The organism is Methylocystis sp. SC2, from assembly GCF_000304315.1.
In the GTDB taxonomy this organism is placed as follows: Bacteria; Pseudomonadota; Alphaproteobacteria; order Rhizobiales; family Beijerinckiaceae; genus Methylocystis.
This window is the reverse complement of record NC_018485.1, coordinates 217204-243896: the sequence shown is the minus strand read 5'-3', so window position 1 is coordinate 243896 and position 26693 is coordinate 217204. Positions and strand designations below refer to the sequence as shown.

The following is a 26693-nucleotide window of genomic DNA, read 5'->3' as shown; positions in this document are numbered from 1 at the left end:
CAAATGCGGCTGAGCGACATTCCGGAACGGCCGCTGCAGATCGTTTACTTCGATCACGTAAAGATCGAAGACTATGTCGTCGACGAGCGGACGGGCGAAACAGGCTATCCCTGGCTGACTTTGGCCATCGACGCCAATACGCGCATGATCGCCGGCTTTCACCTTTCGCTGGCGCCGCCGTCGCGCGTCTCGCTCAGCCTGTGTCTGCTGCACGCCGTTTGCGACAAGGCGCGCTGGATGAACGCGCGCGGGCTCACTGGCGATTGGCCCGCCGCCGGGCTACCTGAAACCATCGCCATCGACCCGCAAAGCATTTTCGGTTTTCGCCAATTGGCGCGCGCCTGGCGCGATCAGGGAATCGCGACGGCGTCCGAATCGATCCGTTCAAGCGTTTTTGGCGTGCGCGCCACGCATATGTTCGGCGGCCGATTCGGCAAAGTCGCCGTCGCCAAGGCCAATGGAGTCAGCTGGACGCCGAGAGCGCCGCGTCATCTGCGACGCGCGCTGGCGCGCGACATACGCGAACTGGAATTCGCCGTCGGCGACGGCCTCGTCAATGATTATCATCATCGTGCGCACAAGGACACGGGACGCACGCCGCTCGACGGCTGGCGGGAGGCCGTAGCGGCGGCGCCGCTGCGCGCGCCGCAAGATTGCATGCGCTTTCGACTGTCCCTCCTGCCCGACGCCGTCTGCGCCCTCAGTTCAAGCGGCGTCAGCGTGCTTGGAGAAACATTCTGGTCGCCGGGGCTCGCTCGGCTGCATCGAGAAGGACGCGAACGCGTGGCGGTCAAATTCGATCCGCGGGATCTTTCGCGGATTTTCGTTCAGGAGACCGGCAAGGGATCCATGGAAGCGGCAAATGTCGCGGCGACGGACGGCGGCGCCTCGGACGAAGCCTGCCGCAGGAATTGCAAACTGCTCGTTCCTTCGCTCAGGAGTCGTGACGCCGATCGCAGAGGCGCCGACAGCGCGCCCAAAGCTGGATGCGGCGGCGCCTGCCCGGAGCGGTCCGGCCATGCGCGGGCGAGACGCGCCGCACGGACCGGCGACGACGAGGGATCTCCAAAGATCGATCGGACGACACGTCTTCAATACGCCCGCATGCCTCCGGCATCGGCAGGAGCGTTACATCAAACCGGCGACGCCGATTCGTGACGCGCTCGAACGATGCGGACCTTCGCTCTCATCATTTTTGCTGCGACAGCGCCCTACAAAAGCCCAGCATCAGGTCGCGCAGTTCCGGCTCCTCGACGAGTCCGGCGGCGACGGCGCATTCGAACCATCGGGTGGCGCGCTGCTTCTTCTCACGCCATTTCTTGCGCTGCCTTTGTACGCGCAGAGAAAAGACTTCGACGCAGCAGTCGACCGTCGCGCCGCTGTCGAGGCGTTTTTCATAGCGGAAATCGCCGAGCTTCGCTTTGTCCATTTTGCCGATGAGGCCGGCCTCCTGCACCGCTTCGATCGCCGCGACGATATGCGGTTTGCGGCCTTTCATCGGCCAGCCCTTCGGTATCACCCAGCGCTTTGTGTCGCGGGAGGTGACCAGCATGATCTCAATGCGCCCATTATTGATTCGCCAAGGTAAGGCCGCGTATTGCGTGCGAAGGACAGAACCCGCGCCGACGCGCTTCTTCTTCGTTTTGGCCGCCTTCATGCCGCGAACCTCGCAAGCGCATAGAAGGTCGCCGCGAAAAAGGCGGCCATCGGCATGGTGATGACCCAGGCGACGACGATGTCCTTCGCGACATTCCAGCGCACCGCCGCGACGCGCCGCGACGCGCCCACGCCAATGATCGCGCCGGTGATCGTATGCGTCGTCGACACCGGAACGCCCAGCGCCGTCGCGAGAAACAGAGTGATGGCGCCTCCCGTCTCGGCGCAGAAGCCTTGCACCGGCGTTAAGCGGGTGATCCTGGATCCCATTGTGCGCACGATCCGCCATCCGCCAAACAAGGTGCCAAGGCCCATCGCCGCCTGACACGCGATGACGACCCAAAAGGGCACGTAGAACTCGCCGCCGAGGGCCCCATGCGAATAGAGGAGCACCGCGATCACCCCCATGGTTTTCTGCGCGTCATTGCCGCCATGGCCCAGCGAATAAAGCGAGGCCGAGGCGAATTGCAGGACGCGAAACAGCGCATCGACGCCGCCCGGCGTCCGTCGCACGAAGATCCAGGACACGAGCAGGATCAGCGCCAGCGCCAGAACGAACCCGAGCGCCGGCGATAATACGATCGCGACGCTGGTCTTGAGCAGTCCGTCCCACACGATCGCCGAAGCGCCGACCTTGGCCACGCCGGCGCCCACGAGGCCGCCGACGAGGGCGTGCGAACTCGAGGACGGAATGCCCAATCCCCATGTGATCAAATTCCAGACGATCGCCCCCATCAGCGCGCCGAACACCACGAAATCATCGACGATATTAGGCGAGACGATGCCCGCGCCCACAGTTTGCGCCACGTGAAGCCCAAAAAAAACGAAGGCGATAAAGTTGAAGAAGGCGGCCCAGGCCACTGCGAATTGCGGACGTAGAACGCGGGTCGAGACGATCGTCGCGATCGAATTGGCGGCGTCGTGCAGACCGTTCAGGAAATCGAAGATCAGAGCGACCGCGATAAGCCCAATCAGATACGATGAAAAGTTCTGCAAGCGTCGTCCCTAAGTATGCTCGATGACGATGCCGGCGACGCGGTCGGCGACGTCCTCGAAGCCGTCGACGACTCGTTCGAGATGGCCGTAGATTTCCGCCCCGACGATGAACGCCATCGGGTCTTTGTGGCGGTGCGCCAGAAACAGCTCCTTCAAGCCCTGATCGTGAATGGCGTCGGCCTCGTCCTCAATGCGGGTGATCTCCTCGCTGAAAGCGTTGAGCCTGCCGGCATTCTGGCGCATCAAGCGCAACAAGGGTATGGCGCTGCGCGTGAGTTCCGCCGACTGGACGATTATATCGCCCATGCGACGCATGCCAGGTTCGAAATCTCGCGTCTCGTAGAGCAGCGTCGCCTTCGCCGTTTGATGCATTTGGTCGATCGCGTCGTCCATCGCGGTGACCAGGTCACGGATGTCGCTGCGATCGAACGGCGTGATGAATGTGCGGCGAACCGCCAGATGGGCCTCGCGGACGATGGCGTCGGCCTCATGCTCCTGACGACGGATTTCTTGGCTGCAGACGAGCACGCGGTCGCCCCCGTTCAGCAATTCGCGCAAGGCGCGGGATCCGGCGACGAGCGTCTCCGCATGCCGCTCGAAAAGATCGAAGAAGCGCTCCTCTCTCGGCATGAGCGCCTGAAACCAAGACAGCATGGCGCTCTCGCCTCCCCGGCAGCTCGTCACAAAAACGTCATAAATGAGCCCGCGGCACATAGCCGGCGCGGCGTCGAGTGTAAAGCGCCGCAGAGCCGAGGCCGCGTCTATTTTGCCGGACGCTGCGTTTTGTTCAGCGCGACGGCGCCGTCACGGGAGGCGTTCGCCGCATCCAGCGCGAGGTTGCGCGGCAGCACGCCTCGTAACCGCGCCCTGACCTGGCGCGAGGCGTGACTGACGCTCACAAGGCTTGAGCGGCTGTAAATGAAAGCGCCCTTCTCGCCGACGACGATATCGCCGGTCTGCAATGTCGGATCCCGGCGGGACAGCCCAAGGTAATAGGCGCGAGACGCGGCCGGATCGTTGCACGCGCATCCCGCAGTCAGCCTGTCGCGAAAGCGGAACGCCGCCGGAAGCGCCGAATAGAGCTGACCTTTGGCGTTGCGCGCCTGCTCGATGCTTGCGCCTTGATAGAGCTGCACGCGCCCTGACGGACAGGCGAATTCGCAGGATTGCTGGCCGGAAATGCGCGATAATTTGACGAGGGGAAAATAATAGCCGTCGCAGGCGCGCACGCAGTAGCCGCCGCCGGACATCGAGTCCGTGTCGGAGGCGCCGCCGGGTTCGGGTTTAGCGTAATGAACAGACGTCTTCGGCGCGCGCCTCGGTTGCCGCGAGCGCGCACGCATCGTCCGCCAGGAGCGGTGGGACGAGAACCCCGGAGATTGATCGGGCCCAAAGAGGAAATCGAGAAATTCGCCTTGAGCCAAAGCGTCCAGGGGTGAGACAAACGCCAAAGCGAAAGCCAGAGCGCCGGCGATCCCTGTCGCACCTTGGCGGTTGAGCCGCATTCGCCGTCCCCGTCTACTCAACTTCGACTGGCGACCCCGGCAGGATTCGAACCTGCGACCTACTGCTTCGAAGGCAGTTGCTCTATCCAGCTGAGCTACGGAGCCGTCGATGGCGCAGCTTTCGCCGCGGACCGTATCAGTTCGGCCAACGCGGCGCCAGCAGCGCCCGACAGGGTAGTCATATATGGCGACCCCGGCAGGATTCGAACCTGCGACCTACTGCTTAGAAGGCAGTTGCTCTATCCGGCTGAGCTACGGGGCCGAAACAGCCTCAATGCGTCCAGAGACCGATGCGGCTGGTCTTGAAATTATCTGAATAGGATGCGCCGCGCCGCGCCGCCAGATTGGGCTTGGGCTCTTCGAGCCGATAGGGGAGCCCATTGCGCTCGGCGTAGGCGATCGCCTCCTCCTTGGTGGAAAAATTGAGCCTGACCTGCTGGCGCATGTCCGCCGAGCTCGTCCAGCCCATGAGCGGCTCGATGCTGCGCGGAAGCTCCGGCTCGAAGTCGAGCCGCCACATGTCCGACCCCGGACCGGATTGAGTGGCGCTCGGCGCCGGAAGATAGATGCGTGCGGTCATATGGCCTCGTCGTTGGCTGCGCGCGTAGACGCGTCATGAGAGCGGCGTGCGGCGGTCTTCGCGCTGGTCGGGGCAGCAGGATTCGAACCTGCGACCTGAAGTACCCAAAACTTCCGCGCTACCAGGCTGCGCTATACCCCGCCGGACCAAGCCGCGCCCATGACGGCCCTGCCCTCGCTCGAAATTCGCTACCACGCACGGCCGCCCCTCACAAGGGAATGCGGCTAGCGCTTGAATATCCGGTGCCGCACCTGGTCTCCGGGCGCGAGCGACATTTTCCGCGCGGCGCCGGCGTTCAGCTCCAGCACCGCATAGGCCGGCTCAGGCGAAGTTATGATGCGTTCCGACATCGGCGTCGTGTCGGCTGCCACGCCCACCACCCGCCCGTCGCGCCCGATGAACACCATGTCGAGCGGAATGTAGGTATTTTTCATCCACATCGAAACAGGCCCCTCGGCCTGGAATTCGAACAGCATGCCGTGATTGGCGGGCATCGACTTGCGGAACATGAGCCCGCGGGCGCGCGCCTTGGGCGTGTCCACGACTTCAACCTTGAAGTCATGCTCCCCCGTCGCCGTCACGATGCGCATGACTTCAACCGCGGACTCGGCCCGCGCGACCGTCGACGCGACCAGCGCCAGCAAGAGCGACAGGATCATTGTGCGGAGAATTTGCGCCGCTCTCATTCGGGTGGGGCTCCTAAGAGCCTTGCGCAGCATCGACGCTTCAGTGCGACGGAACGCTTTTGGCGTCGAGCGGCCGCACTTCGGCCGCCATCAAGCCCTTGGGACCGCCGCCGTAACGCACGAGGACGCTATCGCCGGGCTTGAGTTCGGTCATGCCGTAGCGGCGCACCGTCTCCATGTGCAGAAAAATGTCTTCGGTGCCTTCGCCGCGCGTCAGGAAGCCGAATCCCTTCATGCGGTTGAACCATTTGACGATGGCGATCTCATAGCCGCTTGTCGGGACAATCTGGACGTGGGTGCGCCCGGCGCATGATTGTGACGGATGCACCGCGGTGGACTCGTCCATCGCGATGACGCGAAAGACCTGCATGCCCTTGACGCGCTTCTGCGCCTCGCAGACGACGCGCGCGCCTTCAAAGGCCGTCTGCATACCGCTGCGGCGGAGAATGGTGACATGCAGGAGAATGTCGTCGGAGCCGTCGTCGGGCACGACGAAACCGTAGCCCTTGGCGACATCGAACCATTTAATCCGTCCCGCGACTTCGACCAATTCGAGACCGGTCTCATCGGATTCTGTCGCGCTCGCCGTCAAATCATCCTGAAAAGTCACTTTAGCGCTCACCGACCAACTCCCCGTGCTGATCCAGAGCATTCGATTGGCGCGCGCTGGCGATTGTCCTGAAGCGCGAATCACCCCGCGTCGCTCATGAATCACTTCTAACAAGATAACACCCGCGGCGCGCCATCCAACCGGCAATTTTTGTACACTAGCGAATGTCTGTGGATACGCCCTCCGTCGCCGCGCGAATTGGCGAAGCCATTGTCGTTGAAACCGAAATATGCGCGCGTGCGCCACAATGCGCGCAGCGATATTGCGCAATAAACGCGGATTCTGTCGCGGATAAAATCGGTGGGGACGCCCAAAATCTTTGCAGCTGTGGCCCCTGCGCCACATCAGCGGGGATTTGACAAACGCCCCCCGGGCGCGCAATCGGAAGCCGGCGAGCGTCGCGCGCCCTGTCGCCCGCCCGCCTTTTCCTCGGTTGGAGCGCCGCCAATGACCCATTCGTCGACCGCGCCAGCGAGCGCGCCCATGAGTGTTCAGGCCACCCACAGCGGTTCTGCGCGGATTGATCCTCGCTACGACCACGCCGCGCTTGCGGCGGCCCGCGAGAGCGATCGCTTTTCGCTGCATACAAAACACCTCAATGAAATGTGGGTGCGCGTTCTCAAAACGATCGGTTATGACGTTGGCTTCACCAGAGGCCTTGGGCCGTATTTGTGGGACCGCAAGGGCGACCGCTATCTCGATCTCCTCAGCGGCTGGGGAGTCTTCGCGCTCGGACGCAACCATCCGGCGGTGCGCGACGCGCTCGTCAGCGTGCTCGACGGCGAACTCGCCAATCTCGTGCAGCTTGACGTTTCAGTTCTGGCCGGCGTCCTCGCGGAAAAATTGCTCGGCTACGCGCCCTGGCTGGAAAAGGTCTTTTTCGCCAATTCGGGCGCCGAAGCGGTTGAAGCGGCGATTAAATTCGCGCGCGCGGCGACGGGTCGCCCCGGGATCTTGCATTGCGCGCATTCCTTTCACGGCTTGACCTATGGTTCGCTGTCGATGAACGGCGACGACATTTTCAAGAAGGGTTTCGGACCGCTGCTGCCGAACGCGCGCGAGGTCGCGTTCGATGATCTCGACGCGCTCGAACGCGCTCTGGCGGGGCGCGACGTCGCCGCCTACTTCGTCGAGCCGATCCAGGGCAAAGGCGTCAACATTCCGCAAGAGGGCTATCTTCTCGGCGCGCAGGCGCTCTGCCGCAAATACGGAACCCTGTTCGTCGCCGACGAAATTCAGACGGGGATCGGGCGGACGGGCCGGTTCTTCGCCATCGATCACTACCCCGGCGTCGAACCCGATATGATCGTCGTCGCAAAGGCGCTCTCCGGCGGCCACGTGCCGGTCGGAGCGGTGCTCACGCGCAAATGGATTTTCGATAAGGTCTTCGACCGCATGGATCGCGCCGTCGTGCACGGCTCGACCTTCAGCAAGAACGATCTCGCCATGGCGGCCGGCGTCGCGACGCTGGACGTTCTCAAGAACGAGCGGGTGATCGAGAATGCGGCCAAGACGGGCGACCGTCTGCTCGCATCGTTTCAGCGGATGGCCGGCGGCTATGAGCTTGTCGCCGACGTGCGCGGCAAGGGCCTTATGATCGGAGTCGAATTCGGGCCGCCGAAGTCGTTCAAACTGAAGGCCGCCTGGAATCTCCTGGAGACGGTGAATTCAGGCCTGTTCTGCCAGCTCATCTCGATCCCGCTGTTTCGCGATCACAAAGTGCTGACGCAAGTGGCCGGACACGGCAATCACACGATCAAGCTGCTGCCGCCGCTCACGATTTCCGATGAAGACTGCGATTGGATCGAGCAATCCTTCGACGCCGTCATCGCCGACGCGCACAAGGCGCCTTCCGCCGTCTGGTCGCTCGGCAAGACTCTGGCGGAACACGCGATCAAGGCGCGAATGAGCGGCTGACCGTTTGAATCGCGCGCGCGCCGAGCGCGCGCAGAGTCGCGCTCAAACGGCCGGCGAAGGCTGCTTCTCGACCTCGCGCGAATAATCTTCGATCAGCGCGCGCGAAAGCTCGCCTGGCGTGAAGCGATAGACGCCGACCTCGGAAACGGGAGTCACTTCCGCGCCGGTGCCGCAGATGAAGCACTCCGAAAACGACGCCAGTTCCTCAGGCATGATCCGGCGCTCGATGACCTCGACGCCGCGTCGCTTCGCGAGGTCGATCACCGTGCGGCGGGTGATGCCGTCAAGGAAACAATCGGCGATCGGCGTATGCAGCGCGCCGTCCTGAACAAAAAAGACATTGGCGCCGGTGCATTCGGCGACTCGGCCGAGCCAATCGTACATCAGCGCGTCGGCGAAGCCGCGCCGCTCCGCGCGGTGCTTCGAAATGGTGCAAATCATATAAAGACCTGCGGCCTTCGCCATCGAGGGCGCCGTCAGCGGATCGGGCCGCCGATATTCGGCGATGTCGAGCTTAATGCCTTTCATCTTGGTCTCGACGTCAAACATGCTCGGCCAATCCCAAACGGCGATGGCGACGTTGATCCTCGAATTCTGCGCCGCGACGGCCATCATTTCGCTGCCGCGCCAGGCGACCGGACGCACATAGCAGTTGGAGAGGCCGTTGGCCTTCACGGTCTCATGCTTTGCGGCGTCGATCTCTTCGACGCTATAAGGGATCTCGAAATCGAGGATCCGAGCGGACGTCTGAAACCGCTCGGAATGTTCGCGCGATTTGAAGATCGTCCCGCCGTAGGCGCGCTCGCCTTCGAAGACGCAAGAGGCGTAATGCAGCCCATGCGAGAGAACATGAAGCTTCGCTTCGCGCCACGGAACGAGCGCACCGTTGTACCAGATGAATCCGTCGCGCTGATCGAAAGGCGGAAGCGACATGGCGAACTCCGGGAAGACGCGATCGAGAGGCCAAACAAGGCGCTGCGACGCTTGATCAGCACTAGCCATCGGTCAGATTTATGTCAATATAGTTGACGTAAATAGCGCCCGCCAAACGTCAGGCAATAAATAGCGTGGATGAACTCGTAGCGAGAAAAATCTCCGAGCCGCCGGGCGTCGCCGGCTGGCGGAACGCGGCCGCAGAAGCGGCGGCCGCGGCGGGCGACGGCGACGCTCTCGAACTCGTGGAGCTATTTTTTTTCGCCTACCGCGATTTCGTGGGCGACGCCGACCGGCTGCTCGAGAACTATGGGTTCGGACGGGCGCATCACCGCGTGCTCCATTTCGTCAACCGTCGCCCCGGCCTGACCATCGCCGCGCTGCTGGAGATATTGAGAATCACCAAGCAGAGCCTGAACCGTGTGCTGAAACAACTCCTTGAGGCGGGCTTCGTCGAGGCGCGCGCCGGCGTCGTCGACCGCCGCCAGCGCCTTCTCTATCCGACTCCGAAGGGCGCGACGCTCGCGCGCGATCTGGCGGCGCTGCAATCGGCGCGTTTCCGGAAAGTCATGGACGAGCTCCCGCCCGCGGCGCGCGGCGCCGCCTCCAAATTCCTGTTCGCGATGATCGACTCCGGCGAGCGTGAGCGGGTTCGAGCGCATCTTGCATGCGCGAAGGCAGCCGGCGCCGCGACATGACGGCCTTTCCGCAACGCGCCGCGCCGAACGCGAAAGCGGCGCATATCCTCGTCGTCGACGATGATCAGCGCATTCGCACCTTGCTGTCGCGCTATCTGGTGAACGAGGGCTATTTCGTCAGCGCTGCAGCCGACACGAGGGAGGCGAGCGTCAGAATGCGCGACATCGCCTTCGATCTCATCGTTCTGGATGTCATGATGCCCGGCGAAAGCGGCACGGCCTTCGCGACGCGGCTGCGCAAGAGCGCTGAACCGCTGCGTTCCGCGCCCATCCTGATGCTGACGGCGCTTACCGAGACGGCGGACCGCGTCGAAGGGCTTGAAGCCGGCGTCGACGACTATCTCGCCAAGCCTTTCGATCCGCGGGAATTGTCGCTGCGCATCGCCAGCATCTTGCGCCGCGCGCAGCGCGCGGACCCCGGGGGGCCAAAGCGCTTTGGCGATTTCGTCTTCGATCCGTCGCGCGGCGAATTGCTGCACGACGGCGCGCCGGTCCGACTCACGACGCGCGAGCGCGATCTGCTGCGGGCGCTGGCCGAAAGCGGCGGCGCCATCGTCTCGCGCCAAACTTTGGCGCAGCGTGATCCCGCGCGAAGCGCGAGCGAGCGCAGCGTCGATGTCGAGATCGCCCGATTGAGGCGCAAAATCGAGACCGAGCCGAACGCGCCGCGCTATCTTCAGACGGTGCGCGGCCACGGCTATCGTCTGCTCGCCGATCCGCTGCGCGCCAACCGCTGACATGATAGAGTCGTCACGATGACCGCCGTCTTACCGGAAGTTCTCGCCGCGCCCCGCAATCTGTGGCGGCGCTTCGCCAACTGGCTGCACGACCGCATGCCGAAAGGGCTTTACGCCCGCGCGCTGCTGATCGTGATCCTGCCGGTCGTGCTCCTCCAGTCCGCCGTGGCCTATGTCTTCATGGAGCGGCATTGGGAGGTCGTGACCTACCGTCTCTCCGCCGGAATGGCCCGGCAAGTCGCCGCGCTCGTCGATATTTATCAGACGTTCCCGGACGACCCGGATCACGCGCAACTGCGCCGCATCGCCGCCTTCGACCTCAATATGGAGGTTGCGGTTCTCCCCAAGCAGGTCTTGCCTGGGCCGGCGCCAAAGTCGTCCTTGTTCTCGCTGCTCGACAAGGCGCTCACGAAGGAGCTCTCGCGCCGACTTAAGGAGCCCTTCTGGATCAACACCGCGCTGCCCGGCAGCCTGATCGAAGTCCGCGTCGCGCTCAATGACGCGACGTTGAGAATGCTCGCCACGCGCACGCACGCATACGCCTCCAACTCCTATATTTTCTTCATGTGGATGGCGATCGCCTCGGTCATCATCCTCGCCATCGCCACTTCCTTTTTGCGCAATCAGATCAGGCCGATTCTGCGGCTGGCCCGCGCCGCCGAGGAGTTCGGCAAAGGCCGCAATGTCGCATTCAGTCCGCGCGGCGCGCGCGAGGTGCGTCAGGCGGGCGCCGCCTTCCTCGACATGAAACGCCGGTTCGAACGGGCGATCGAACAGCGCACGACGATGCTCAACGGCGTTTCGCACGATCTGCGAACCATCATCACGCGTTTCAAGCTTTCGCTCGCGCTGATGAGCGACTCGCATGAAGCCGCCGAAATGCGCAAGGACGTGGACGAGATGGAGCGCATGCTCGAGGCCTATCTCGCCTTCGCCCGCGGCGACGGCGACGAAACGTCCTCGCCCACCGATGTCGCGGCCATCCTCGACGAATTGAGGGCGGACACCGAGAAGCGCGGTCTCGCGGCGTCAGTGAAGATTGAGGGCGATCCGACGATCGTCGCGCGACCGGCGGCGATCAAGCGGCTGCTCGCCAACCTCGTCGGCAACGCGCAGCGTTACGGCTCCCGGCTCGAACTCTCAGTGATCAACGACGGCGCGACGATGACCGTACATATCGACGACGATGGGCCCGGCATCCCCATGGAGCGTCGCGAGCACGCTTTCCGGCCGTTCTACCGGCTCGACGAATCCCGCAGCCAGAACGACGGAAACTCGGGGCTCGGCCTCGCCATCGCGCGCGACATCGCGCGCGGCCATGGCGGCGACATCACGCTCGACCGCAGCCCGCTGGGCGGCTTGCGCGCGACGGCCAGTCTCCCGCTTTAGAGCGCTTCCCGATCACATGGACTCATGTGATCGATAGGAATCGCTCAAAAAAAAATTGGAGCAGGTTCTCATCGAAAAAGTCCGTCACCTTCTTCGGAACCTGCTCTAAAACCCCGCCTCATCACGCGCGGGCGTGAGGATAGCCGCTGTCGTCGTCGTGGTAATCGCGCCCACGTCGCGTCCGCCAGCCGAACAGGCTTTGCGCGAAGGAATAGAACGGGCGCGTCAGCCTTGCGAAATCCTCCGCCCGATCGACGTAGCGCTCGCCGCGCGTGAGTTCGCGATCGAGCGTCGACAGCGCGTCATGGATATCGCCTGCGAACCAATCCTCGAGCACGCGGCTCCAGGCCAACGCCAATCCCTGCAGTTTGAGCGAGCCGACCGGCCCCTCGCTGTCGATGTCCGCCGCCTCCAGCATGAAGCGCATCGAGTTCACGGTCTCGCGGTTGAGCGCCGCGGCGGTGAGCGGATCGCGCGCCGCCCAGCGGCCGACGCTCGCGAGCGCCTCACGATGCGGTTCGAGCGCGTCGAGCCTGCGACGCAAAACATCGTAGAGCCGCTCGCGCGCGGGTTCGTGCGAAGCTTCCTTGGGCGCCGCGTCGAGAACCTCCCGGTCGATGCGCCGAGAGAACGCCCCCATGATCGCGCCTTTCGATGGGAAAAGTTCGCGCAGATCGGCAAGCGAGATGCCGGCCTCATGGGCGATATCGGTGAGCGTCACGTCGCTGAACTCTCGCCGCGTGGCGAGCCGAAGCGTCGCATCGATCACTCGGTCGCGGGAGCCGCCGCTGGTCATGTCTGTCTCCGGGTCCGAAGGAATTTTCCAATCAGTATTCTATTGTCGCCGGGCGGCGGGACAAGGCGCGCGCCGTCTTAACCGGAAAGTTCCCCTGCCCGGCGCTTCGCCGCAGCTACGGCGCGGCGCATCAGTGCGGCGAGGCCGTCCGGCGCCTCAAGAACCTCAAGCGCCGCCGCCGTCGTGCCGCCCGGCGAAGTGACGCGCCGGCGCAATTCGTCGGGGCCTGTCTCGGGCTGCCGGCGCATCAGCTCGCCGGCGCCTTCGACCGTCGCGCGGGCGAGCCGCGCCGCGAGAGCGGCCGGCAGACCGGCTTCGGCGCCGGCGGCGGCGAGGCATTCGGCGAAATAGAAGACATAAGCGGGACCCGATCCGGAAACCGCCGTCACCACGTCGATGAGCGCCTCGTCATCGACCCATTCCACGCCGCCGACGGCGCTCAGCAATGCATCGGAAAACACGCGTTGAGGCGCGCTCGTCGCCGCGCTGGCGAAGGCGCCGGTCACGCCGCGCCCGATCGCCGCCGGCGTATTTGGCATTGCGCGCACCACGGCTTGCGTCGGCAGGCGCGCGGCGACGTCCGCGGCGCGCTTGCCGGCGAGGATCGACACGACGACGGTGTCTCGCGCCGTGAAAGGGGCCGCCGCCGCGGCGCCCGCCTCCAGCGCCTGCGGCTTAACGGCGAGAACCACGGCGTCGCAGGGAGCAGCCGCGCCGTTCAGCGCGTAGCCCTGCGCGGAGCACAGCTCCTGGAGCCGCTGCGACGGCTGCGGCTCGACGACCGACACTGCGCCCAGTAAATCTTGCGCGGCCCAGCCTTCGAGCAACGCCAGCCCCATGTTTCCGGCGCCGATCAGCGCGACCGACTTTCCGCGCAGCCCGCCCGCGTCGGTCACGCCTCGCCCTTCGTCTCGAAATTGGCGGTGGCGAGCGCTTCCCTGGCGTTCTTTCCGGCCCAGAGCACAAATTGAAAGGCTTGATAATGCCGCTCACACGCCTGAAGCGCGTTGTCGAGCAAGGCCGCGCATTGCGTCGCCGAGGGCTGCGCCCCGCCCGTCAGGATGAGGCCATGGCGGTGCATCGCCACGCCCTCCTTCGGCCAGAAGTCGAAGTGCCCGATCCACATCTGCTCGTTGATCGCGTTGACGAGCGACATCAGTTCGCCGCGCCTGCGCTCGGGCGCCTTGAGATCGAAAGCGCAACTGACGTGCAGCGTTTCGAGTTGCGGAAGCCAAGTAAAAGCGACGTGATATTCCGTCCAAGCTCCGGCGACGGAAATTGAAATCTCGTCTTCATCGTCTCGATCGAAGGACCAATCATTGTTGGCCGCCAGTTGCTCCACAACATCCACAGGATGTTCGGCGCGTTCCGTTTCTTTTTCCGTTGCGATCAGCATGTGCCAACCTTTTTCTCAATGTCAGCATAACGCGGCGACTAAAAGACAGGCGACGATGCGTCGTGGAGCTTTGCGTGAGGGCGCCTCCTTTTCAAGCGATTGATTCAAAGTCGAATCATCTCTTGCGATCACTATACTCCACACAAGAACTCTGACGCCAAAAAAGCGATGGTCAGACCGTGTTCGAGGCGGAGACTGCGGGATTCGCACGCCTGCGTCCATGGCGCGGCCACCCTCTTCCACAGCCATGCGCGCCAAAAAGGCTCTGGATAAAGGACAGGACGAAGTCGCGCGGCGGGCGCGAGCGCCTGAGGAGACGAAAAAGCCTCGTCCGCGCGGTCGCGGACGAGGCTTGCGTCTTTTTTTGGGTGGCGTGAATTAGCGCGTCATCACGACCGGCGATCCGACGCTCACGCGATCGTAGAGGTCGGAAACGTCCTCGTTCAACATTCGGATGCAGCCGTAGGAGGCGGCCGTGCCGATCGAAGCGCGCATCTTCTGGGTCGTGCCGTGAATTGCGACTTCGCCGCTGCTGAGCGTCAACGCGCGCACGCCCATCGGGTTGCGCGGCGAGCCGCCACGGATGAAATTCGGCAGTTCCGGGTGATCGGCCTTCACCACCGCTGGCGGAACCCAGTCGGGATTGACGTATTTTCCCTCGATGGACGTCGCGCCCGACCATTCCTTGCCGCGCTTGGGAACGGCCACGGGATAGCTGATGGCGACTCCGGTGTCGACGACGTAGAAAAGCCTCCGCTGGCTGGCGCTGATCACGACGGTGCCGGGAGCGACGTGGGGCGAGAAGGAGACGATGTTGCGCGCGTTCGCGTCTTGCGGAAGCGCGGCGACGCCAAGTCCGACGACTGTCGCCATCAAAACTGACTGAAGCGTTCCAGTTGACGTTCCAGCTGACGTTCCGGTTGGCGCTCCGGCGGTGTGGGATCGACGCAAGAAAGCAAACAGTTTACGCATGACGCTACACCCTACGTGTTGAAGCCTCGACAGCGACTTCTTGAATGGCGGCAGTCTAACTTTCGCCATGATCTTGTCGAAACGTTTCGCGTTTTCAGGTTATGGCTTAACGTTAAGATAATCTGGAATGTTCTATCGTCGCGACCGCTTCGCTTCGGATCATCGCTTCAAGATTGCGCCATCCTTTCGTCGAAATTCGTGCGCATTGCGCACTTGCAGGGTAACTGGCGCGGGCGCGGTAATAAGGCATGAGCGAGACAGCCGGACCGCCGAGGATTTTTGATCGCCCGCTGCTGCGCCGGCGCTTGCGCCGCGCCATGTCGAAAGGCGCGCCGGATTTCCTGATGACGCGCGCCGCCGACGATCTGCTCGATCGGTTGCTGACGGTGAAGCGCGAGTTTCCGCGCGCGCTCGATCTCGGTTCGCCAAGCGGACATTTCGCGCAGGCCGTCATGGCGAGCGGCCGTGCGCGGCCCTTGCGCGCGAGCGGACATGCCGGCGACGTCGTCGCTGACGAGGAAGCGCCGCCCTTTGCGCCGGGCTCCTTTGATTTGATCGTCTCGGGCATGTCGCTGCAGTGGGTCAACGATCTGCCGGGCGCGCTGGCGCAAGCGCGACGCATGCTTGCGCCGGACGGACTCTTCCTCGCCTGCCTCGCCGGCGGCGCCAGCCTCGTCGAACTTCGCGCCGCGCTCGCCCAGGCCGAAGCGGAAATCACCGGCGGCGCGAGTCCTCGCGTATCGCCGTTCGTCGATGTGCGCGACATGGGCGGACTGCTGCAGCGCGCCGGCTTCGCTCTGCCGGTCGCCGACGTCGACAGCTTCACGCTGCGCTATGACTCCATGTTCGCGCTGATGGACGATCTGCGCGCGATGGGCGCCGCCAACGTCCTTGTGAAGCGGGCGCGCAAACCGTTGCGGCGGGATGTCGTGGCGCGCGCCGCGCAAATCTACGCCGAGCGCTTCTGCGACGCGGACGGACGCGTGCGCGCGAGCTTCGAAATCGTCTGGGCGTCGGGCTGGGCGCCGCATGAGAGCCAGCAAAAGCCGGCGAAGCCCGGCTCGGCGATGATGAGTCTCGAGGACGCGATGAAATCCGCCCGTCAGAGCGACGCCTGAACAAGCGCTTCCAGATCACATGGACTCATGTAATCGATAAGGAAACGCTCAAATGAAAATGCTAAACTAGGTTCTCATCGAACCCGATCTAAGGCGCGACCTCCACCTCGACGCTGCGGGTTTGAACCGGCGCGGGTTCCCAAGGCCGCTGATAGATGAAGACGATTTCGGCGCGTCCGGTTTTGAGCGCGCGGATTTTCCAGTGGCGCATGCTGGGGCTGCCGACCATGCGCCGCCGCCCGCCGCCGCGGCCGCGGTCCGATATCGCCAGAATGTCGAGGTCACGGCTGGCGGCCTGATCGATGCGCCAGGAATAGCCGGTCGTGACATTCTCCTGCAGCGTGAAGATTGCGCTGCCGCCCGGCGCGAGCTTTATCACCTCGCCGGCATGCGCGGGAAACGCGATGAAAACACTGAGCAGCAACAGGCGCGACAGCAGACGCTTCATGAGTTTCCCCTTGCCGCGTTGGCGAACCATAGCGATCCCGCGGGCGCCGTCCGCGTCCACGTCTCGCAGCCCTAATATACGCCCGGAATGAGCCGCGCCGTATGTGCGCGATAGGTCTCATAAGCCGCGCCGAACGCCGAACTCAACAAGCGCTCCTCGGCATTCATCCGCGCGACAAGCGGCGGGATGTTCGCCAAGGCGACAAGGACGCCCACCGCAGTGTTGAAGCCCAGTCCCCAGCCGAGCGCCGAGATCAGCAAGCCGAGATAGCTCGGATGTCTGATGCGGCTGTAGAGTCCCGTGGTGACGAGTTCGTGGCCCGGCTGGATGGCGACAAGGCCGCTGAAGCGGCGCCCGAGCACGGCGACCGGCCACAGCCGCAACGCCCCGCCCGCCGCGAGCAGAGCGACGCCGAGCCAGCGCACGGCGTCGCCGTCCAATCTCCACAGTCCCTGCCGATCGGCCCAGGCGGGCAAATAGGCGCCGAGAAGTCCGATGACGAAGAAAGCCGGGATGACCCATCGATTGTCGCGGTCCTCGCGCAGGCCTGAGCTGAGATTGCCGCCGACGAAGAGCGACGCGACTCCAAGCGCGAGTGTGACGACGACGAGCGCCGCCCGCGCCGGATTGGCGAAGTAGGCGTCGAGCCCGCCGGCGCCGAGGATCGCCAGCGCCAGATAAAGCCCGATGGACAGCGCCACGGCCAGGGCGCGGATCAGCAGCGGATGCGATGTCACGTCGTGCTCCCGCCCTGTCTATCACCAATCGCCCGCGCGCAGGACCAACGGCGACGACCGCCTTATTTGCTGCGCTTCGAACTCGCCTGGGCGCGCGTCGCGAACCAGACTGACGACTTTAGCTGGCCAGGGCATTTTCCGCATGTCACGCGACCTTTCGGGCTGACATAAGCGCAAAGCCCGCGCGCGAGGCACTCGTCCGTCGTCACGGGACGCGCGTTCGCCGCGGTGGAGAACATGCCGCCAACGCATGCCGCGATCGTGAGGATGAGGAGATTTCGCATAACGCACTCCATTAAATTAAGAGGACTGTTCAAACGCTTCGCTAATTAGCGCGGTAAGCAATCTGGGGAAGCAAACAAATTCCTCTTGAGCCGTGATCCTCTATTCGCGCCTTGCCGTCCGAAATTTTTCGTCTATCGGCCGCTCAAGCAAACAGCGCGAGCGACGGGCATCGCCACCCCGAGGCGGGCCGCCGCCGTCTGCCGCGAGCCGAAGGAACCCGGCTAACGCATGTATCTCCTGGATGCGAATGTCGTCTCGGAACGGCGCCGACCTAAAGCTCACGGAGCCGTGTCGGCTGGATCGCCAGCGTCAACGACGTGGACCTACGCGTCGGCGCCGTCGTGATCGGGCAAATAGGCCGGGGACGGGATCGGCATCGGAGCGCACATTCGGATATTCATCCGCATGAACTCCAGCGGGCGGATCGCGCTCGATGGAACCCCTTCCGGCGGCCGGCGTTTTCCTTTACGCTTTAGCTTCGCCTGTCTTAGGTCGATTTTATTTCTACGGATATTGACATGCTACGTTTCAAGTTTGCGAGCGCCGTTCACGCCATTTTCATCGCGTCCGCCTGCCTAAGCCTGATGGCCTGCTCAAATGAGGCGGACACACGGCCATCCCCTGACGCCGCCAGTGGTCCTGCGTGCACGGGCTTCGTCAGCGCGGATGTTGTCGCGCTCGAGCAGGCCTACATCCTCAATCGTTATTCCGCCTATGTGCCGGCCGGCATGCTGTTCGCCTTGCGCAGCGACGTCGTCGCGCTGGATGGCGGTACCGAGTTGAAGCCCGGCCAGGTGAAACTGCGATCCGACAAGCGACCGCGGCCGCTTGTTCTGCGCGTGAACAAGGGCGATTGCCTCGACGTCGCCTTCACCAATCTTCTGTCGCCCACTGTGGACGAAGAGGGCGGCGCGCCGCCGGATCATGGCGGACGCCTGCCCGAGCATGTGAACGCGCTGCCGGGGAGCGGCAAGAACGAGCTGTCTTCGCCGCAGAAAGTCAGCGTCGACCGCCCGCGCACACGCGCCGCGTCCTTTCACATCACAGGCCTGTCGGTCGCGCCGATTTCGGCCGCCGCCTGCCCGATAAACGCCGCCTGCGGCGGCGACGGCACGAATGTCGGTCTGCCGGGAAAACAGGGCATCGTGTTCAACCCGGCGACGAGCGACGCCGTGAAAGGCGGTTACGACATCGGCTCGTTGGCGAAGCCCGGCCAGACAGTCAAATCGCGATGGGTTGCGACGGACGAAGGCGCATTCTTCGCCTATTCGGCGGCGGCGCCGGTCGGCGGCGAAGGCGATGGCGGCCAGATCGGGCTGGGACTCTTCGGCGCCGTCCATGTCGAGCCGCAAGGGTCGCGCTGGTATCGCTCGCAGGTGACGCATGACGAAATGCAGCTTGTTCGCGATGACGCCGGCGAAGGACATCATCGCTACAGCCGCCTCGACTATGAGCGCAAGCGCACGCTCGACGGAAAGTCGCGGCCGATTCTCGCCATTCTCGACGCGGACAACAACATCGTTCACAGCGATCTCAATGCGATCGTCGTGCCCAAGGAAGGTTCCGACCCCGACTGCAGGACGGATACGCATGGTCATGACTGCGACAGCCCGTTCCGTGAATTCACCGTCATCTTTCACGATGAAGTGCATGCCGAGCAGGCTTTTCCCGAACTCGCGGACGAGAACAACCCGCTGCACCAGGTTCGCGACGGGATGGGCATCAATTACGGCGTTTCGAGCATGGGCGTCGCGGCGATGGCCACCCCGGCGCTTCGCGGCGACAAGCCGCCCATCGGGCCCGTCGCCAAATGTCCCGAATGCCGCGCGGAAGAATTTTTCCTGACCTCATGGGCGAATGGCGATCCGGCGCTTGTTCTCTCCTATGACGAGAGAACCGGTAAGCCGAATGGCGCGCGCTATCCGGACGACCCGTCCAATGTGCATCACTCCTATCTCGGCGACCCCGTAAGATTCCGAAACCTGCACGCAGGGCCGAAAGAGACGCACATCTTCCATCTGCACGCGCATCAATGGTTCCAGGATACGGCCAATCCCGGCTCCAGCTATCTCGACTCGCAGACAATTTCACCGGGCGCGACGTTCAGTTACGGCATCGCCTTTGGCGGCTCGGGAAACAGGAACTACACGCCCGGCGACTCGATCTTCCATTGCCACCTGTATCCGCACTTTGCGCAGGGCATGTGGGAGCTGTGGCGGGTGCATGACGCGTTCCGGGACGGCAAGCCGGGTCTCTTCAAGCCCAACGATCCGGCCACGGATCCGTCCATGATGAATCTGCCGGACGGCGAAATCACAACGGGCACGCAAACGCCGGCGGTTGTTCCGCTGCCGGGCTTCGCGCTCGCGCCGATGCCGTCCGCGGCGTTCCGCGGCTATCCTTTCTACATCGCGGGCGAAGCGGGGCACCGGCCGCCGCAGCCGCCCCTCGACATCGACGTCGCGGACGCGAGCTGGAATGACGCCTGGGCGAAGGACTGGCGAACCGCGCGGGAGCCCACACCGGAAACGATCGTCGACGGCGGTCTTCCGCGCCACATTGTCGTGGACGGGAAGGTGAAGGCCAGTCACGAGCATGCGCTGACCAAGGGCGGCGACGCGGCGCAAATCATCGCGCAGCGCGTGGCCAAGCAGGATGCACAGGCGCTGGCGCTCGCCTTCCGCTGGGACAGGCTCACCATCCGCAAACTGAATCAGACAGGCGAGCCGCAGGAACAGGCGGCGATGCGCTTCCATCAGGGGCGCCTAGATGAACTGCACCCTGTCGACGCGCCATCGACTTATCCCGACCAGTGGCCGGGAGCGCGCGCCTATCCGACCGACGTCGCCAGTCTGACGCCGACGCAAACGAAGGCGCGCCCGGCCCTGTTCTTCGTCAATTCGCGAGCGCCGAAGCCTGGCGCGCCCTTCGCCGATCCCTGTCCGACGGACGACACGCCCGAGCGCAATTATCGCGCCGCGTTCATCCAGACCGAGCTGACCTACAACAAGCATGGCTGGTTCGATCCGCAGGGGCGGATCGTCATCCTCGAAAATGACATCAAGAACGTCATCGATCCAAACACACGCACGCAATTGCCGGAGCCGCTTTTCTTCCGGGCGAATTCACGTGAATGCATCAATTTCAAATCATCCAACTTTGCTCCGAGCGCTCTCGCTGTCGACGATTTTCAGATCTACACGCCGACCGACACGATCGGCCAGCATATCCATCTCGTAAAGTTCGACGTCACCTCGTCGGACGGGTCGGGCAACGGCTTCAATTACGAAGACTCGACATTCTCGCCCGACGAAGTCCGCGAACGGATTTTCGCCGTCAATCGCACGACGACGAACCCGGCCGAGAAATTGCATCCAAAAGTCCATCCGCTCTTTAACGATCCGAAGGATCCAAAGAATGGCGGCGTCTCGTTCATCGAGACCGGCGACATCGCGGCCGACAAGAAGAGCGCCAGCCTGCTCGTGAAAGGCCAATGTCCGCCGCAGGGATCGCTCAGCGACGACGCCTATGAGCATCTGCTTGACACGAAGCACCCCTATTGCGGCGCGCAGCGCACGACGCAGCGCTGGTGGGCCGATCCCATCATCAATCGCCGGAACGGCAAGGACGACACGCTACGCACGGTGTTCACGCATGATCACATGGGCCCAAGTTCGCATCAGCAGCACGGGCTTTATGCCGGGCTCGTGATCGAGCCGTCCAACACGCTCTGGACTCGCCTTGATCTCGAGCCGAAGAAAATCGGGGAGACGATTTCGTCGGGCGGGCCGCTGAATTGTCACTTGCGCGGCGGCGATCCCAATCGGTCGCTCATTTGCGACAAGCTGATCGGCGGGTCCGATCCGTTTTCATCGACCGTGGCGTCCATCCATGAGCCCCTGCGGATTCGCGCCGACGGAGGCCCGACCGCGACGATGGCGAATATTCTGACGCCGCCCTGCTTCGCCGACGCGGACGCCTACAAGAGCCCGGCCTGCAAGGAAGCTCTCGACGCGCATGAAACGCGACGCGAATTTCTGCTGGCGGTCGCGGATTTCGGCATCGCCTATAATATGGCGCTTGAACCGATCAATCCGGAGCCGCGCGGCGACAGCAGCGCCTTGCGCGACAACAGCGCCATTCGTTTCGGCAGGCGCCACGTCGCCGAGGCGCTGGCGCGGCCGCTTGGAATTTCATCGGAAGATCCCGGCAGCCAGTATTTCAACTATCGGCACGAGCCGCTCGCTTTGCGTCTTTCCGATCTGACGCTGAACAAGCGCCTTGGCGGCTGGGACTATTCGCAGGCGACGAAACGCTCCGACCTCAAGACGGCATGCAAGCTCGACAGCGGAGACCAGGATTGTCTCGGCGATCCGGCGAATGGCATGAGCACCGCGGCGCATGCAAAGCGCGACGAACAGCTCGCGACGACGACGAGTGCGATCGCCGTCTCGCCGGCGACGCGCGACCTCATCAAGAAGACGCCGGTCGAGAGCAAACTCGCGCCCGTGCTTTCGTCCGTGGAGCGGTGGCGCCGCGACTTCAACTGCATGCTCTATCCGACGACGCTCATGGGCAAGACGGAGGGCTGCCCGGACCGGCTGAACCAGGCACGCCTCGAGCCGTGGCGGCGCTTCGGCGATCCCGCGACGCCCATTCTGCCGGTCTATGAACGTGATCCGGTGCAGATCCGACTCATCCAGGGGGCGCAGGAGGCGCAGCATGTGTTCACCATGAACGGCCTGAAATGGCCGCGCCTCCCCGGCGGCGCGTCAAAAACACAGAGCGACGGCTCTGTCTCGCTCGAAAACAACTCGGGCTTCGTCAACGCGCAGGCGCTCGGCATTTCCGAACATTTCGAATTTGACATCAACGTGAACCAGTTCGACGGCGCGCATACGGACTATCTCTATTTCGGTTCATCCATTGATCAGTTGTGGGACGGCCTGTGGGGCGTCATGCGCAGCTTTACGAAGCGCAATGAAACGACGAACATGCTCAAAACCGCAAGCGCCGCCCCCGTGACTTTCACGCCGGCAGATTTCCTCGCGCCGCTGCGTCAGGACGAGGTCGCCGACCGGCACGGCGATATGCCTGATATTTGTCCTGCTTCGCCGAACCGGCGGGATCGCTATTTCGACATCAGCGCGGTCCGGGCCTGCGATCTGTACAACGCCTGCGACGCAAAGGAAGCGAAGGGCATCGATTACAGCGCGCGTTTCGATCTGACGGACGCGCAGGGCGTTGTCTATGTGCTGAACGCCGACGGCTATTGCGACGGCGCCGCGAATGAGAAATGCGGCGAGCACGAATCCAAGTGGTTTAGGCAGGGCAACAGCGATGTGATGAATCAGATGAGAGCGGAGTTTACGACAAGGCGCATCGAGCCGCTCGTGCTGCGCGCCGCCGCGGGTGAATGCCTGCATGTCAATCTGCGCAATCTTCTGCCCGCAAAAATGGAGGACGGACCCGGTCCGGAAGGCGTCGTTCCGGATGAGCGCGCCTATCATAACTTCCTTCCGATGATTACGGATGGGTTCAACATCAATCAGTTTCGCATGTCTGGTTCGGTCGGGCTGTCGGCGCCGCGCGTTGCGCAACATGTCGTCTCCGCCGACGGGAGCAATGTCGGACTGAACGGCGCAGTCTGGTTCCAGTCGATCAACGCCAAACTCGCGAAAGGCGACTGGCTGAGCGCGAAACCCGATGCGCTTGCGCGCCAAGGCTCGCTGATCGCGCCCTGCGTCCCTGGCGTCCGCGAAGCGCGATGCAAGCGATCGTTCATTTGGAGCGCCACCGACTTCAAAGTTCAAGACGGAAAGCTGGTCGGCAAGCCGATCGAATTTGGCGCTTTGCCGCTGCGCAGCTTCGGCGATCCGATCAAGCATCCGGCGCACGGCCTTGTCGGCGCATTGGTCATCGGCCCGGAGGGATCGGAAGTTTGCAAGGCGGGCGACAGCGCCGCGCCCGGCAAGCCGACATTCCCCGGCGGCTTGAGCGCACGGATTTGCGCGCCGGGCCGGGAGCCTTATGTCGATCAGGTTCTCGTGATGCAGGACGCTGTCAGCGCCACGAGCGGCGGACATCCGGTGCCCAATCTGTCAGGCGCGGAAGAGCCCGACGACTATGGCGTCAAAGCCATCAACTACAAAACGGAGCCGCTTTGGGCGCGGCGCGGCGCCGACCCCAGCATCGGTTTCCCCGAACGCAACACGCAGTTCGATTACAGCAAGGCGCTGAGTTCGGGACGCGTCGGCGAACGCGGCCCCTGTGTCGCGGGCGTAGCGCCAACGCCAGCGCTCGACAATCCCTGCGATCCGGAGACGCCGGTGATCGTGGCTGTCGCCGGCGACAAGCTCCGCCTCAACATCGTGCATCCCGGCGGACATACACGGCAACAGGGTTTTGAATTCAGCGGTCACAGCTGGAATCCGTATCCTTGGTCGGATGACTCCCGCGTGTTCGACCCCGCCAAAGGCTCCTCCATCCGGCAGGGCGTTTACAATGGCTTCGGCCCGATGATGGGCGTGACATTGCAGGTGGACGCAGGCGGCGCGGCGAAACAGCCGATGGATTACCTCTACCGCAGCGAGGCAAGTTTCCTCTTCGACGGAGGACTTTGGGGAATATTGCGCGTCGAGCCCAAATCGGCCTCCAAACAATCACGCCGCGGCGAATAGGAGAGCGCGAAATGGCCGGTTTCATCCATGTTGAACAGCCGCAGGCGTTTGGCGCACAGCCCGGCGTGATTGTCGATTGGTCTATCGGCGCGGATGGCGCGCCGGTCGGCGTTCAGCCGGTCGACCGACAGGACATCTATGCGGTGAATGGCGGCGGGCTGGTGATCAATCCAAACGGTCCCACAGCAAATAGACGCGCATGTGACGGCAATGACATGCGCGTGAATCTGCGCGAGGGCGACGCGCTCATCGTCGCCGAAGATCCGAGCGCGGCGGCGACGCTGCACAATACGCCAATAACGCTGACCTTCGCCAATCCCGTGCGCGGCGTTGGCGCCTTCGTCGCGGTCGACGGTCAGGATGTCCAGCCGGGCCTCCCGCTTCTTGCCGTCATGTGGCTGCGCCAGTTGGACGGAAACTGGACCCATGTCGTCGCCAGCGGCGTAACCGGAGCAAATCCCATCGCGCAAGGTCAACCGGATAGCGCCGCCTTCGTCGGCGCACTCGCATCGGGCAATGAGCGAATCGCCGAAGTCCGCTTTGATGCAACCTTTATGGGCAATCGCCCGTTCAAGTTTCTGGCGCTTTCCCCGCTCTACGGGGCGCTATGACGATGCGCCGACGATTCATACGCTTCGCCGCGACGACTCTGACGCGGATGGGCGCGGCCGGAGTCCTTCTCCTGGGCCCGGCTCTGGCGAATGACGCGCAAACTGCGGACGCCGAAGATAATGGCGTCAAAATTCAGTGGCGCTACACGCCTGAAAGCGGCGCCGAACGCAGCGGAGTCGGCAAGCTTGAAATCGCCCTGTCGGACGCGCGATCCGGCGCGCCCTTGAAATACGACTCCAGCCAGCTCGCGGGTTGGCTTCGGCGCTCTCGCGCCGCGCTTTCCGACGCCGAGACGCCCTGCTCTGACCAGATCGCCGCATTGATCGGCCAGGGGATCGGGCAGCGAGCGGATATCGATCTCTCCACCTATCGTCTGCTCACGCTCAATGAAGACGGCGTGGTGGCGTTCATCAATCCGTTCGTTCGTCTCAGCAACGCCAAACTCGAGTCAATCGTAAGCCTCGGCGCCAAACCGCTGGCCTGGGCCTATGCGGCGGAGCGCATGGAGCTTTGGATATTGGCGGAGCCGTCGACGCTGGTCGGCGTCGATCTCCAAACACGCCAGCTCAAACGCAAAATAGATCTGCCGGCAGAGGGGCGCGCGCGCGGCCTCGCCTTCGATCGATCGGGCTCTCGGCTATGGATCGTCCTGGCGGGGCGACAGGAGCTCGCCCATCTCGATGTGACGCGACCCGACGCGACGCCAATCTTCGAACCGCTCGCGGCAGACGCCGACGTCGTGCCGGCGGATCATGGCGCCGTTTCCGATGGCGCTATCGGCGATCAGCCGCTTGATGGCGTCTTCATGCTTCGCGAGGATGGCGGCTTCGTGTGGCGCGCAAGCAATGCGCGCTCGAAATCCTGGCGCCTCGACAGCAGGCCGACGGCCGCCGCCTACAGCGCGCTCGCGCGGCGCATCATTGTCGCCAGCGCCGACGGCGCCCTCGCCTTTCTCGATCCTGAGACCGAGACGGCGGATGTCGAAACCCGCGTGCGGCTCGGGCACGCCGTGCGCAACCTGTCGATCTTCGATGGCGGCAGAATGGCGCTGGCGGTCGGCGACGGTGAAGCCAGCGTCATCGACCTCGCTGCTGGACGCGTGACCCTGCCGCTTCGATTCTCAACAGTCGCCGATCAGCTTCTGCTTACGCGAAGATTCGCTTATGCGATCGACGCTCATCATGCGCGCGCGACCCTGTGGTCGCTGAGCGATCTCAAGAGCGGATCCGCACAGCCGATCGAGACCAGTCTGGGCCGCTCCGGCGCAATCGACGCCGGCGTGATGACGCCATTCAACCAGTTCGCCGCCGCTTCGCCGGATGGCGCAGGCATCGTTTTCGCGAGCCGCGCCGATGCGACGCTCTACCAATATGCGGAAGGCATGATGGCGCCGAGCGGAAGCTTTTCCAACTATTCGCGCCAGCCAGTCGCCATGATGCTGCTCGATCTTTCGTTGCGCGAGACAAAGCCCGGCAGTTACGCGACAACAGTTCGGCATAACCGCGGCGGCGCCTACGATCTGCTGCTGACCGGGCGCGGTCCACGCTTCTCGCTCTGCGCGAGACTGCAAATGCCATCCGTTGACGCCGATGTCGCTGCGGCGCCCGCATACAGCGTGACGCTCCTGTCCGAGACAGCTGCGGATGAACGCGCCGAGCGCGCTATCCGCATCCGCCTTCAGCAGGCGCCCGGCGATCGCCTCGACGACAACGTCAGCGGCGTTCGGGACCTGACGATGCTCGTTTTCGATCGCCACAGCGGCTGGCAGATTCGCGCGCCGATGCGTGAGATCAAATCGGGCGAATATGAAGCGCGCGTATCCGCGCCTCATCCAGGCCGCTATGATTTGCATGTATCAAGCGTCTCGCGAAATATTTCCTTCATTGAAGGGCGTCTCGGTCAGGTTTCGTTGGGGGCCGCGCCATGAGAGCGGCGCCTCTTA

The 26693-nt window shown here is 63.6% G+C and carries 23 protein-coding genes and 3 tRNA genes; 9 read left to right on the top strand and 17 right to left on the bottom strand.

Annotated elements, in window-relative coordinates:
• Positions 1-3 precede the first annotated feature (3 nt).
• Complete coding sequence (locus tag BN69_RS01075; RefSeq protein WP_014889685.1) at positions 4-1158, top strand: Mu transposase C-terminal domain-containing protein; 1155 nt, start codon at positions 4-6, stop codon at positions 1156-1158.
• Between the two features lie 31 nt (positions 1159-1189).
• On the opposite strand, the gene BN69_RS01070 is transcribed toward BN69_RS01075, so the two are convergent.
• The 10 genes from BN69_RS01070 to BN69_RS01025 form a co-directional block, all read right to left on the bottom strand.
• A complete protein-coding gene (locus tag BN69_RS01070) occupies positions 1190-1657 on the bottom strand; it encodes an NUDIX hydrolase (protein WP_014889684.1) in 468 nt (155 codons plus the stop codon).
• Positions 1654-2652 (bottom strand): inorganic phosphate transporter, encoded by a 999-nt coding sequence (locus tag BN69_RS01065; RefSeq protein WP_014889683.1) that lies wholly within the window; start codon positions 2650-2652, stop codon positions 1654-1656. Before BN69_RS01065 ends, BN69_RS01070 begins: the two co-directional genes overlap by 4 nt.
• Before the next feature lie 9 nt (positions 2653-2661).
• Positions 2662-3306, bottom strand: a complete 645-nt coding sequence (locus BN69_RS01060; RefSeq protein ID WP_041927076.1) for a DUF47 domain-containing protein — start codon at positions 3304-3306, stop codon at positions 2662-2664.
• Positions 3307-3413: 107 nt separating this feature from the next.
• Positions 3414-3902 carry a DUF2865 domain-containing protein gene (locus BN69_RS18310; protein ID WP_158491288.1) on the bottom strand — a complete coding sequence of 163 codons (489 nt, stop codon included), beginning with the start codon at positions 3900-3902 and terminating at the stop codon, positions 3414-3416.
• A gap of 283 nt (positions 3903-4185) precedes the next feature.
• Positions 4186-4262 (bottom strand) — tRNA-Arg (locus BN69_RS01050).
• A gap of 80 nt (positions 4263-4342) precedes the next feature.
• Positions 4343-4419 (bottom strand) — tRNA-Arg (locus tag BN69_RS01045).
• A 9-nt stretch (positions 4420-4428) separates the two neighbouring features.
• Positions 4429-4737: an ETC complex I subunit gene (locus BN69_RS01040; protein ID WP_014889680.1), complete on the bottom strand. Its 309-nt coding sequence runs from the start codon at positions 4735-4737 to the stop codon at positions 4429-4431.
• A 64-nt stretch (positions 4738-4801) separates the two neighbouring features.
• A tRNA-Pro gene (locus BN69_RS01035) sits at positions 4802-4878 on the bottom strand.
• 83 nt (positions 4879-4961) lie between these two features.
• Positions 4962-5456, bottom strand: coding sequence for a DUF192 domain-containing protein (locus BN69_RS01030; protein WP_014889679.1), 495 nt, complete (start codon positions 5454-5456; stop codon positions 4962-4964).
• 7 nt (positions 5457-5463) lie between these two features.
• Positions 5464-6075 carry a cold-shock protein gene (locus tag BN69_RS01025; protein ID WP_014889678.1) on the bottom strand — a complete coding sequence of 204 codons (612 nt, stop codon included), beginning with the start codon at positions 6073-6075 and terminating at the stop codon, positions 5464-5466.
• A 441-nt stretch (positions 6076-6516) separates the two neighbouring features.
• On the opposite strand from BN69_RS01025, the gene BN69_RS01020 reads away from it, so the two are divergent.
• Positions 6517-7950 carry an aspartate aminotransferase family protein gene (locus BN69_RS01020; protein ID WP_014889676.1) on the top strand — a complete coding sequence of 478 codons (1434 nt, stop codon included), beginning with the start codon at positions 6517-6519 and terminating at the stop codon, positions 7948-7950.
• 42 nt (positions 7951-7992) lie between these two features.
• On the opposite strand, the gene BN69_RS01015 is transcribed toward BN69_RS01020, so the two are convergent.
• Positions 7993-8883 (bottom strand): branched-chain amino acid aminotransferase, encoded by an 891-nt coding sequence (locus tag BN69_RS01015; protein ID WP_014889675.1) that lies wholly within the window; start codon positions 8881-8883, stop codon positions 7993-7995.
• Between the two features lie 134 nt (positions 8884-9017).
• On the opposite strand from BN69_RS01015, the gene BN69_RS01010 reads away from it, so the two are divergent.
• Genes BN69_RS01010 through BN69_RS01000 form a run of 3 tightly spaced genes read left to right on the top strand, consistent with a single transcriptional unit; the run spans position 9018 to position 11707 of the window.
• A complete protein-coding gene (locus BN69_RS01010) occupies positions 9018-9581 on the top strand; it encodes a MarR family winged helix-turn-helix transcriptional regulator (RefSeq protein ID WP_014889674.1) in 564 nt (187 codons plus the stop codon).
• Entirely contained in the window at positions 9551-10318 is a 768-nt protein-coding gene (locus BN69_RS01005; RefSeq protein ID WP_244435002.1) for a response regulator, read from the top strand. Before BN69_RS01010 ends, BN69_RS01005 begins: the two co-directional genes overlap by 31 nt.
• Before the next feature lie 18 nt (positions 10319-10336).
• Entirely contained in the window at positions 10337-11707 is a 1371-nt protein-coding gene (locus tag BN69_RS01000) for an ATP-binding protein (RefSeq protein WP_014889672.1), read from the top strand.
• 121 nt (positions 11708-11828) lie between these two features.
• On the opposite strand, the gene BN69_RS00995 is transcribed toward BN69_RS01000, so the two are convergent.
• The 4 genes from BN69_RS00995 to BN69_RS00980 form a co-directional block, all read right to left on the bottom strand.
• Positions 11829-12503 (bottom strand): TetR family transcriptional regulator, encoded by a 675-nt coding sequence (locus tag BN69_RS00995; protein ID WP_014889671.1) that lies wholly within the window; start codon positions 12501-12503, stop codon positions 11829-11831.
• A gap of 77 nt (positions 12504-12580) precedes the next feature.
• Positions 12581-13399 carry a pyrroline-5-carboxylate reductase gene (gene proC / locus BN69_RS00990; RefSeq protein ID WP_014889670.1) on the bottom strand — a complete coding sequence of 273 codons (819 nt, stop codon included), beginning with the start codon at positions 13397-13399 and terminating at the stop codon, positions 12581-12583.
• Positions 13396-13899: a type III secretion system chaperone family protein gene (locus tag BN69_RS00985; RefSeq protein WP_014889669.1), complete on the bottom strand. Its 504-nt coding sequence runs from the start codon at positions 13897-13899 to the stop codon at positions 13396-13398. The genes proC and BN69_RS00985 overlap by 4 nt, the downstream gene beginning before the upstream one ends.
• 378 nt (positions 13900-14277) lie before the next feature.
• Positions 14278-14772, bottom strand: a complete 495-nt coding sequence (locus BN69_RS00980; protein ID WP_041926742.1) for a L,D-transpeptidase — start codon at positions 14770-14772, stop codon at positions 14278-14280.
• A gap of 347 nt (positions 14773-15119) precedes the next feature.
• Between BN69_RS00980 and BN69_RS00975 the strand changes: the two genes are divergently transcribed.
• Entirely contained in the window at positions 15120-15989 is an 870-nt protein-coding gene (locus BN69_RS00975; RefSeq protein ID WP_014889667.1) for a methyltransferase domain-containing protein, read from the top strand.
• A gap of 88 nt (positions 15990-16077) precedes the next feature.
• On the opposite strand, the gene BN69_RS00970 is transcribed toward BN69_RS00975, so the two are convergent.
• Together BN69_RS00970 and BN69_RS00965 are read right to left on the bottom strand one after the other, a co-directional pair.
• Complete coding sequence (locus BN69_RS00970; RefSeq protein ID WP_014889666.1) at positions 16078-16437, bottom strand: protease inhibitor I42 family protein; 360 nt, start codon at positions 16435-16437, stop codon at positions 16078-16080.
• A 71-nt stretch (positions 16438-16508) separates the two neighbouring features.
• Complete coding sequence (locus BN69_RS00965; RefSeq protein WP_014889665.1) at positions 16509-17174, bottom strand: methyltransferase family protein; 666 nt, start codon at positions 17172-17174, stop codon at positions 16509-16511.
• Between the two features lie 803 nt (positions 17175-17977).
• Here BN69_RS00965 and BN69_RS18305 point away from each other — a divergent pair.
• Genes BN69_RS18305 through BN69_RS00945 form a run of 3 tightly spaced genes read left to right on the top strand, consistent with a single transcriptional unit; the run spans position 17978 to position 26678 of the window.
• A complete protein-coding gene (locus BN69_RS18305) occupies positions 17978-24139 on the top strand; it encodes a cupredoxin domain-containing protein (protein WP_014889663.1) in 6162 nt (2053 codons plus the stop codon).
• Between the two features lie 11 nt (positions 24140-24150).
• Positions 24151-24750 carry a hypothetical protein gene (locus BN69_RS00950; RefSeq protein WP_014889662.1) on the top strand — a complete coding sequence of 200 codons (600 nt, stop codon included), beginning with the start codon at positions 24151-24153 and terminating at the stop codon, positions 24748-24750.
• Positions 24751-24752: 2 nt separating this feature from the next.
• Positions 24753-26678 (top strand): YncE family protein, encoded by a 1926-nt coding sequence (locus tag BN69_RS00945; protein WP_148276991.1) that lies wholly within the window; start codon positions 24753-24755, stop codon positions 26676-26678.
• Positions 26679-26693 lie beyond the last annotated feature (15 nt).

Coding starts and splice junctions, on each gene's coding strand:
- BN69_RS01075 (WP_014889685.1), top strand. CDS start 4: ATGCGGCTGAGCGACATTCCGGAACGGCCGCTGCAGATCGTTTACTTC.
- BN69_RS01070 (WP_014889684.1), bottom strand. CDS start 1,657: ATGAAGGCGGCCAAAACGAAGAAGAAGCGCGTCGGCGCGGGTTCTGTC.
- BN69_RS01060 (WP_041927076.1), bottom strand. CDS start 3,306: ATGCTGTCTTGGTTTCAGGCGCTCATGCCGAGAGAGGAGCGCTTCTTC.
- BN69_RS18310 (WP_158491288.1), bottom strand. CDS start 3,902: ATGTCCGGCGGCGGCTACTGCGTGCGCGCCTGCGACGGCTATTATTTT.
- BN69_RS01040 (WP_014889680.1), bottom strand. CDS start 4,737: ATGACCGCACGCATCTATCTTCCGGCGCCGAGCGCCACTCAATCCGGT.
- BN69_RS01030 (WP_014889679.1), bottom strand. CDS start 5,456: ATGCTGCGCAAGGCTCTTAGGAGCCCCACCCGAATGAGAGCGGCGCAA.
- BN69_RS01025 (WP_014889678.1), bottom strand. CDS start 6,075: ATGCTCTGGATCAGCACGGGGAGTTGGTCGGTGAGCGCTAAAGTGACT.
- BN69_RS01020 (WP_014889676.1), top strand. CDS start 6,517: ATGAGTGTTCAGGCCACCCACAGCGGTTCTGCGCGGATTGATCCTCGC.
- BN69_RS01015 (WP_014889675.1), bottom strand. CDS start 8,883: ATGTCGCTTCCGCCTTTCGATCAGCGCGACGGATTCATCTGGTACAAC.
- BN69_RS01005 (WP_244435002.1), top strand. CDS start 9,551: ATGCGCGAAGGCAGCCGGCGCCGCGACATGACGGCCTTTCCGCAACGC.
- BN69_RS01000 (WP_014889672.1), top strand. CDS start 10,337: ATGACCGCCGTCTTACCGGAAGTTCTCGCCGCGCCCCGCAATCTGTGG.
- BN69_RS00995 (WP_014889671.1), bottom strand. CDS start 12,503: ATGACCAGCGGCGGCTCCCGCGACCGAGTGATCGATGCGACGCTTCGG.
- BN69_RS00985 (WP_014889669.1), bottom strand. CDS start 13,899: ATGCTGATCGCAACGGAAAAAGAAACGGAACGCGCCGAACATCCTGTG.
- BN69_RS00980 (WP_041926742.1), bottom strand. CDS start 14,772: ATGGCGACAGTCGTCGGACTTGGCGTCGCCGCGCTTCCGCAAGACGCG.
- BN69_RS00975 (WP_014889667.1), top strand. CDS start 15,120: ATGAGCGAGACAGCCGGACCGCCGAGGATTTTTGATCGCCCGCTGCTG.
- BN69_RS00970 (WP_014889666.1), bottom strand. CDS start 16,437: ATGAAGCGTCTGCTGTCGCGCCTGTTGCTGCTCAGTGTTTTCATCGCG.
- BN69_RS18305 (WP_014889663.1), top strand. CDS start 17,978: ATGCTACGTTTCAAGTTTGCGAGCGCCGTTCACGCCATTTTCATCGCG.
- BN69_RS00950 (WP_014889662.1), top strand. CDS start 24,151: ATGGCCGGTTTCATCCATGTTGAACAGCCGCAGGCGTTTGGCGCACAG.
- BN69_RS00945 (WP_148276991.1), top strand. CDS start 24,753: ATGCGCCGACGATTCATACGCTTCGCCGCGACGACTCTGACGCGGATG.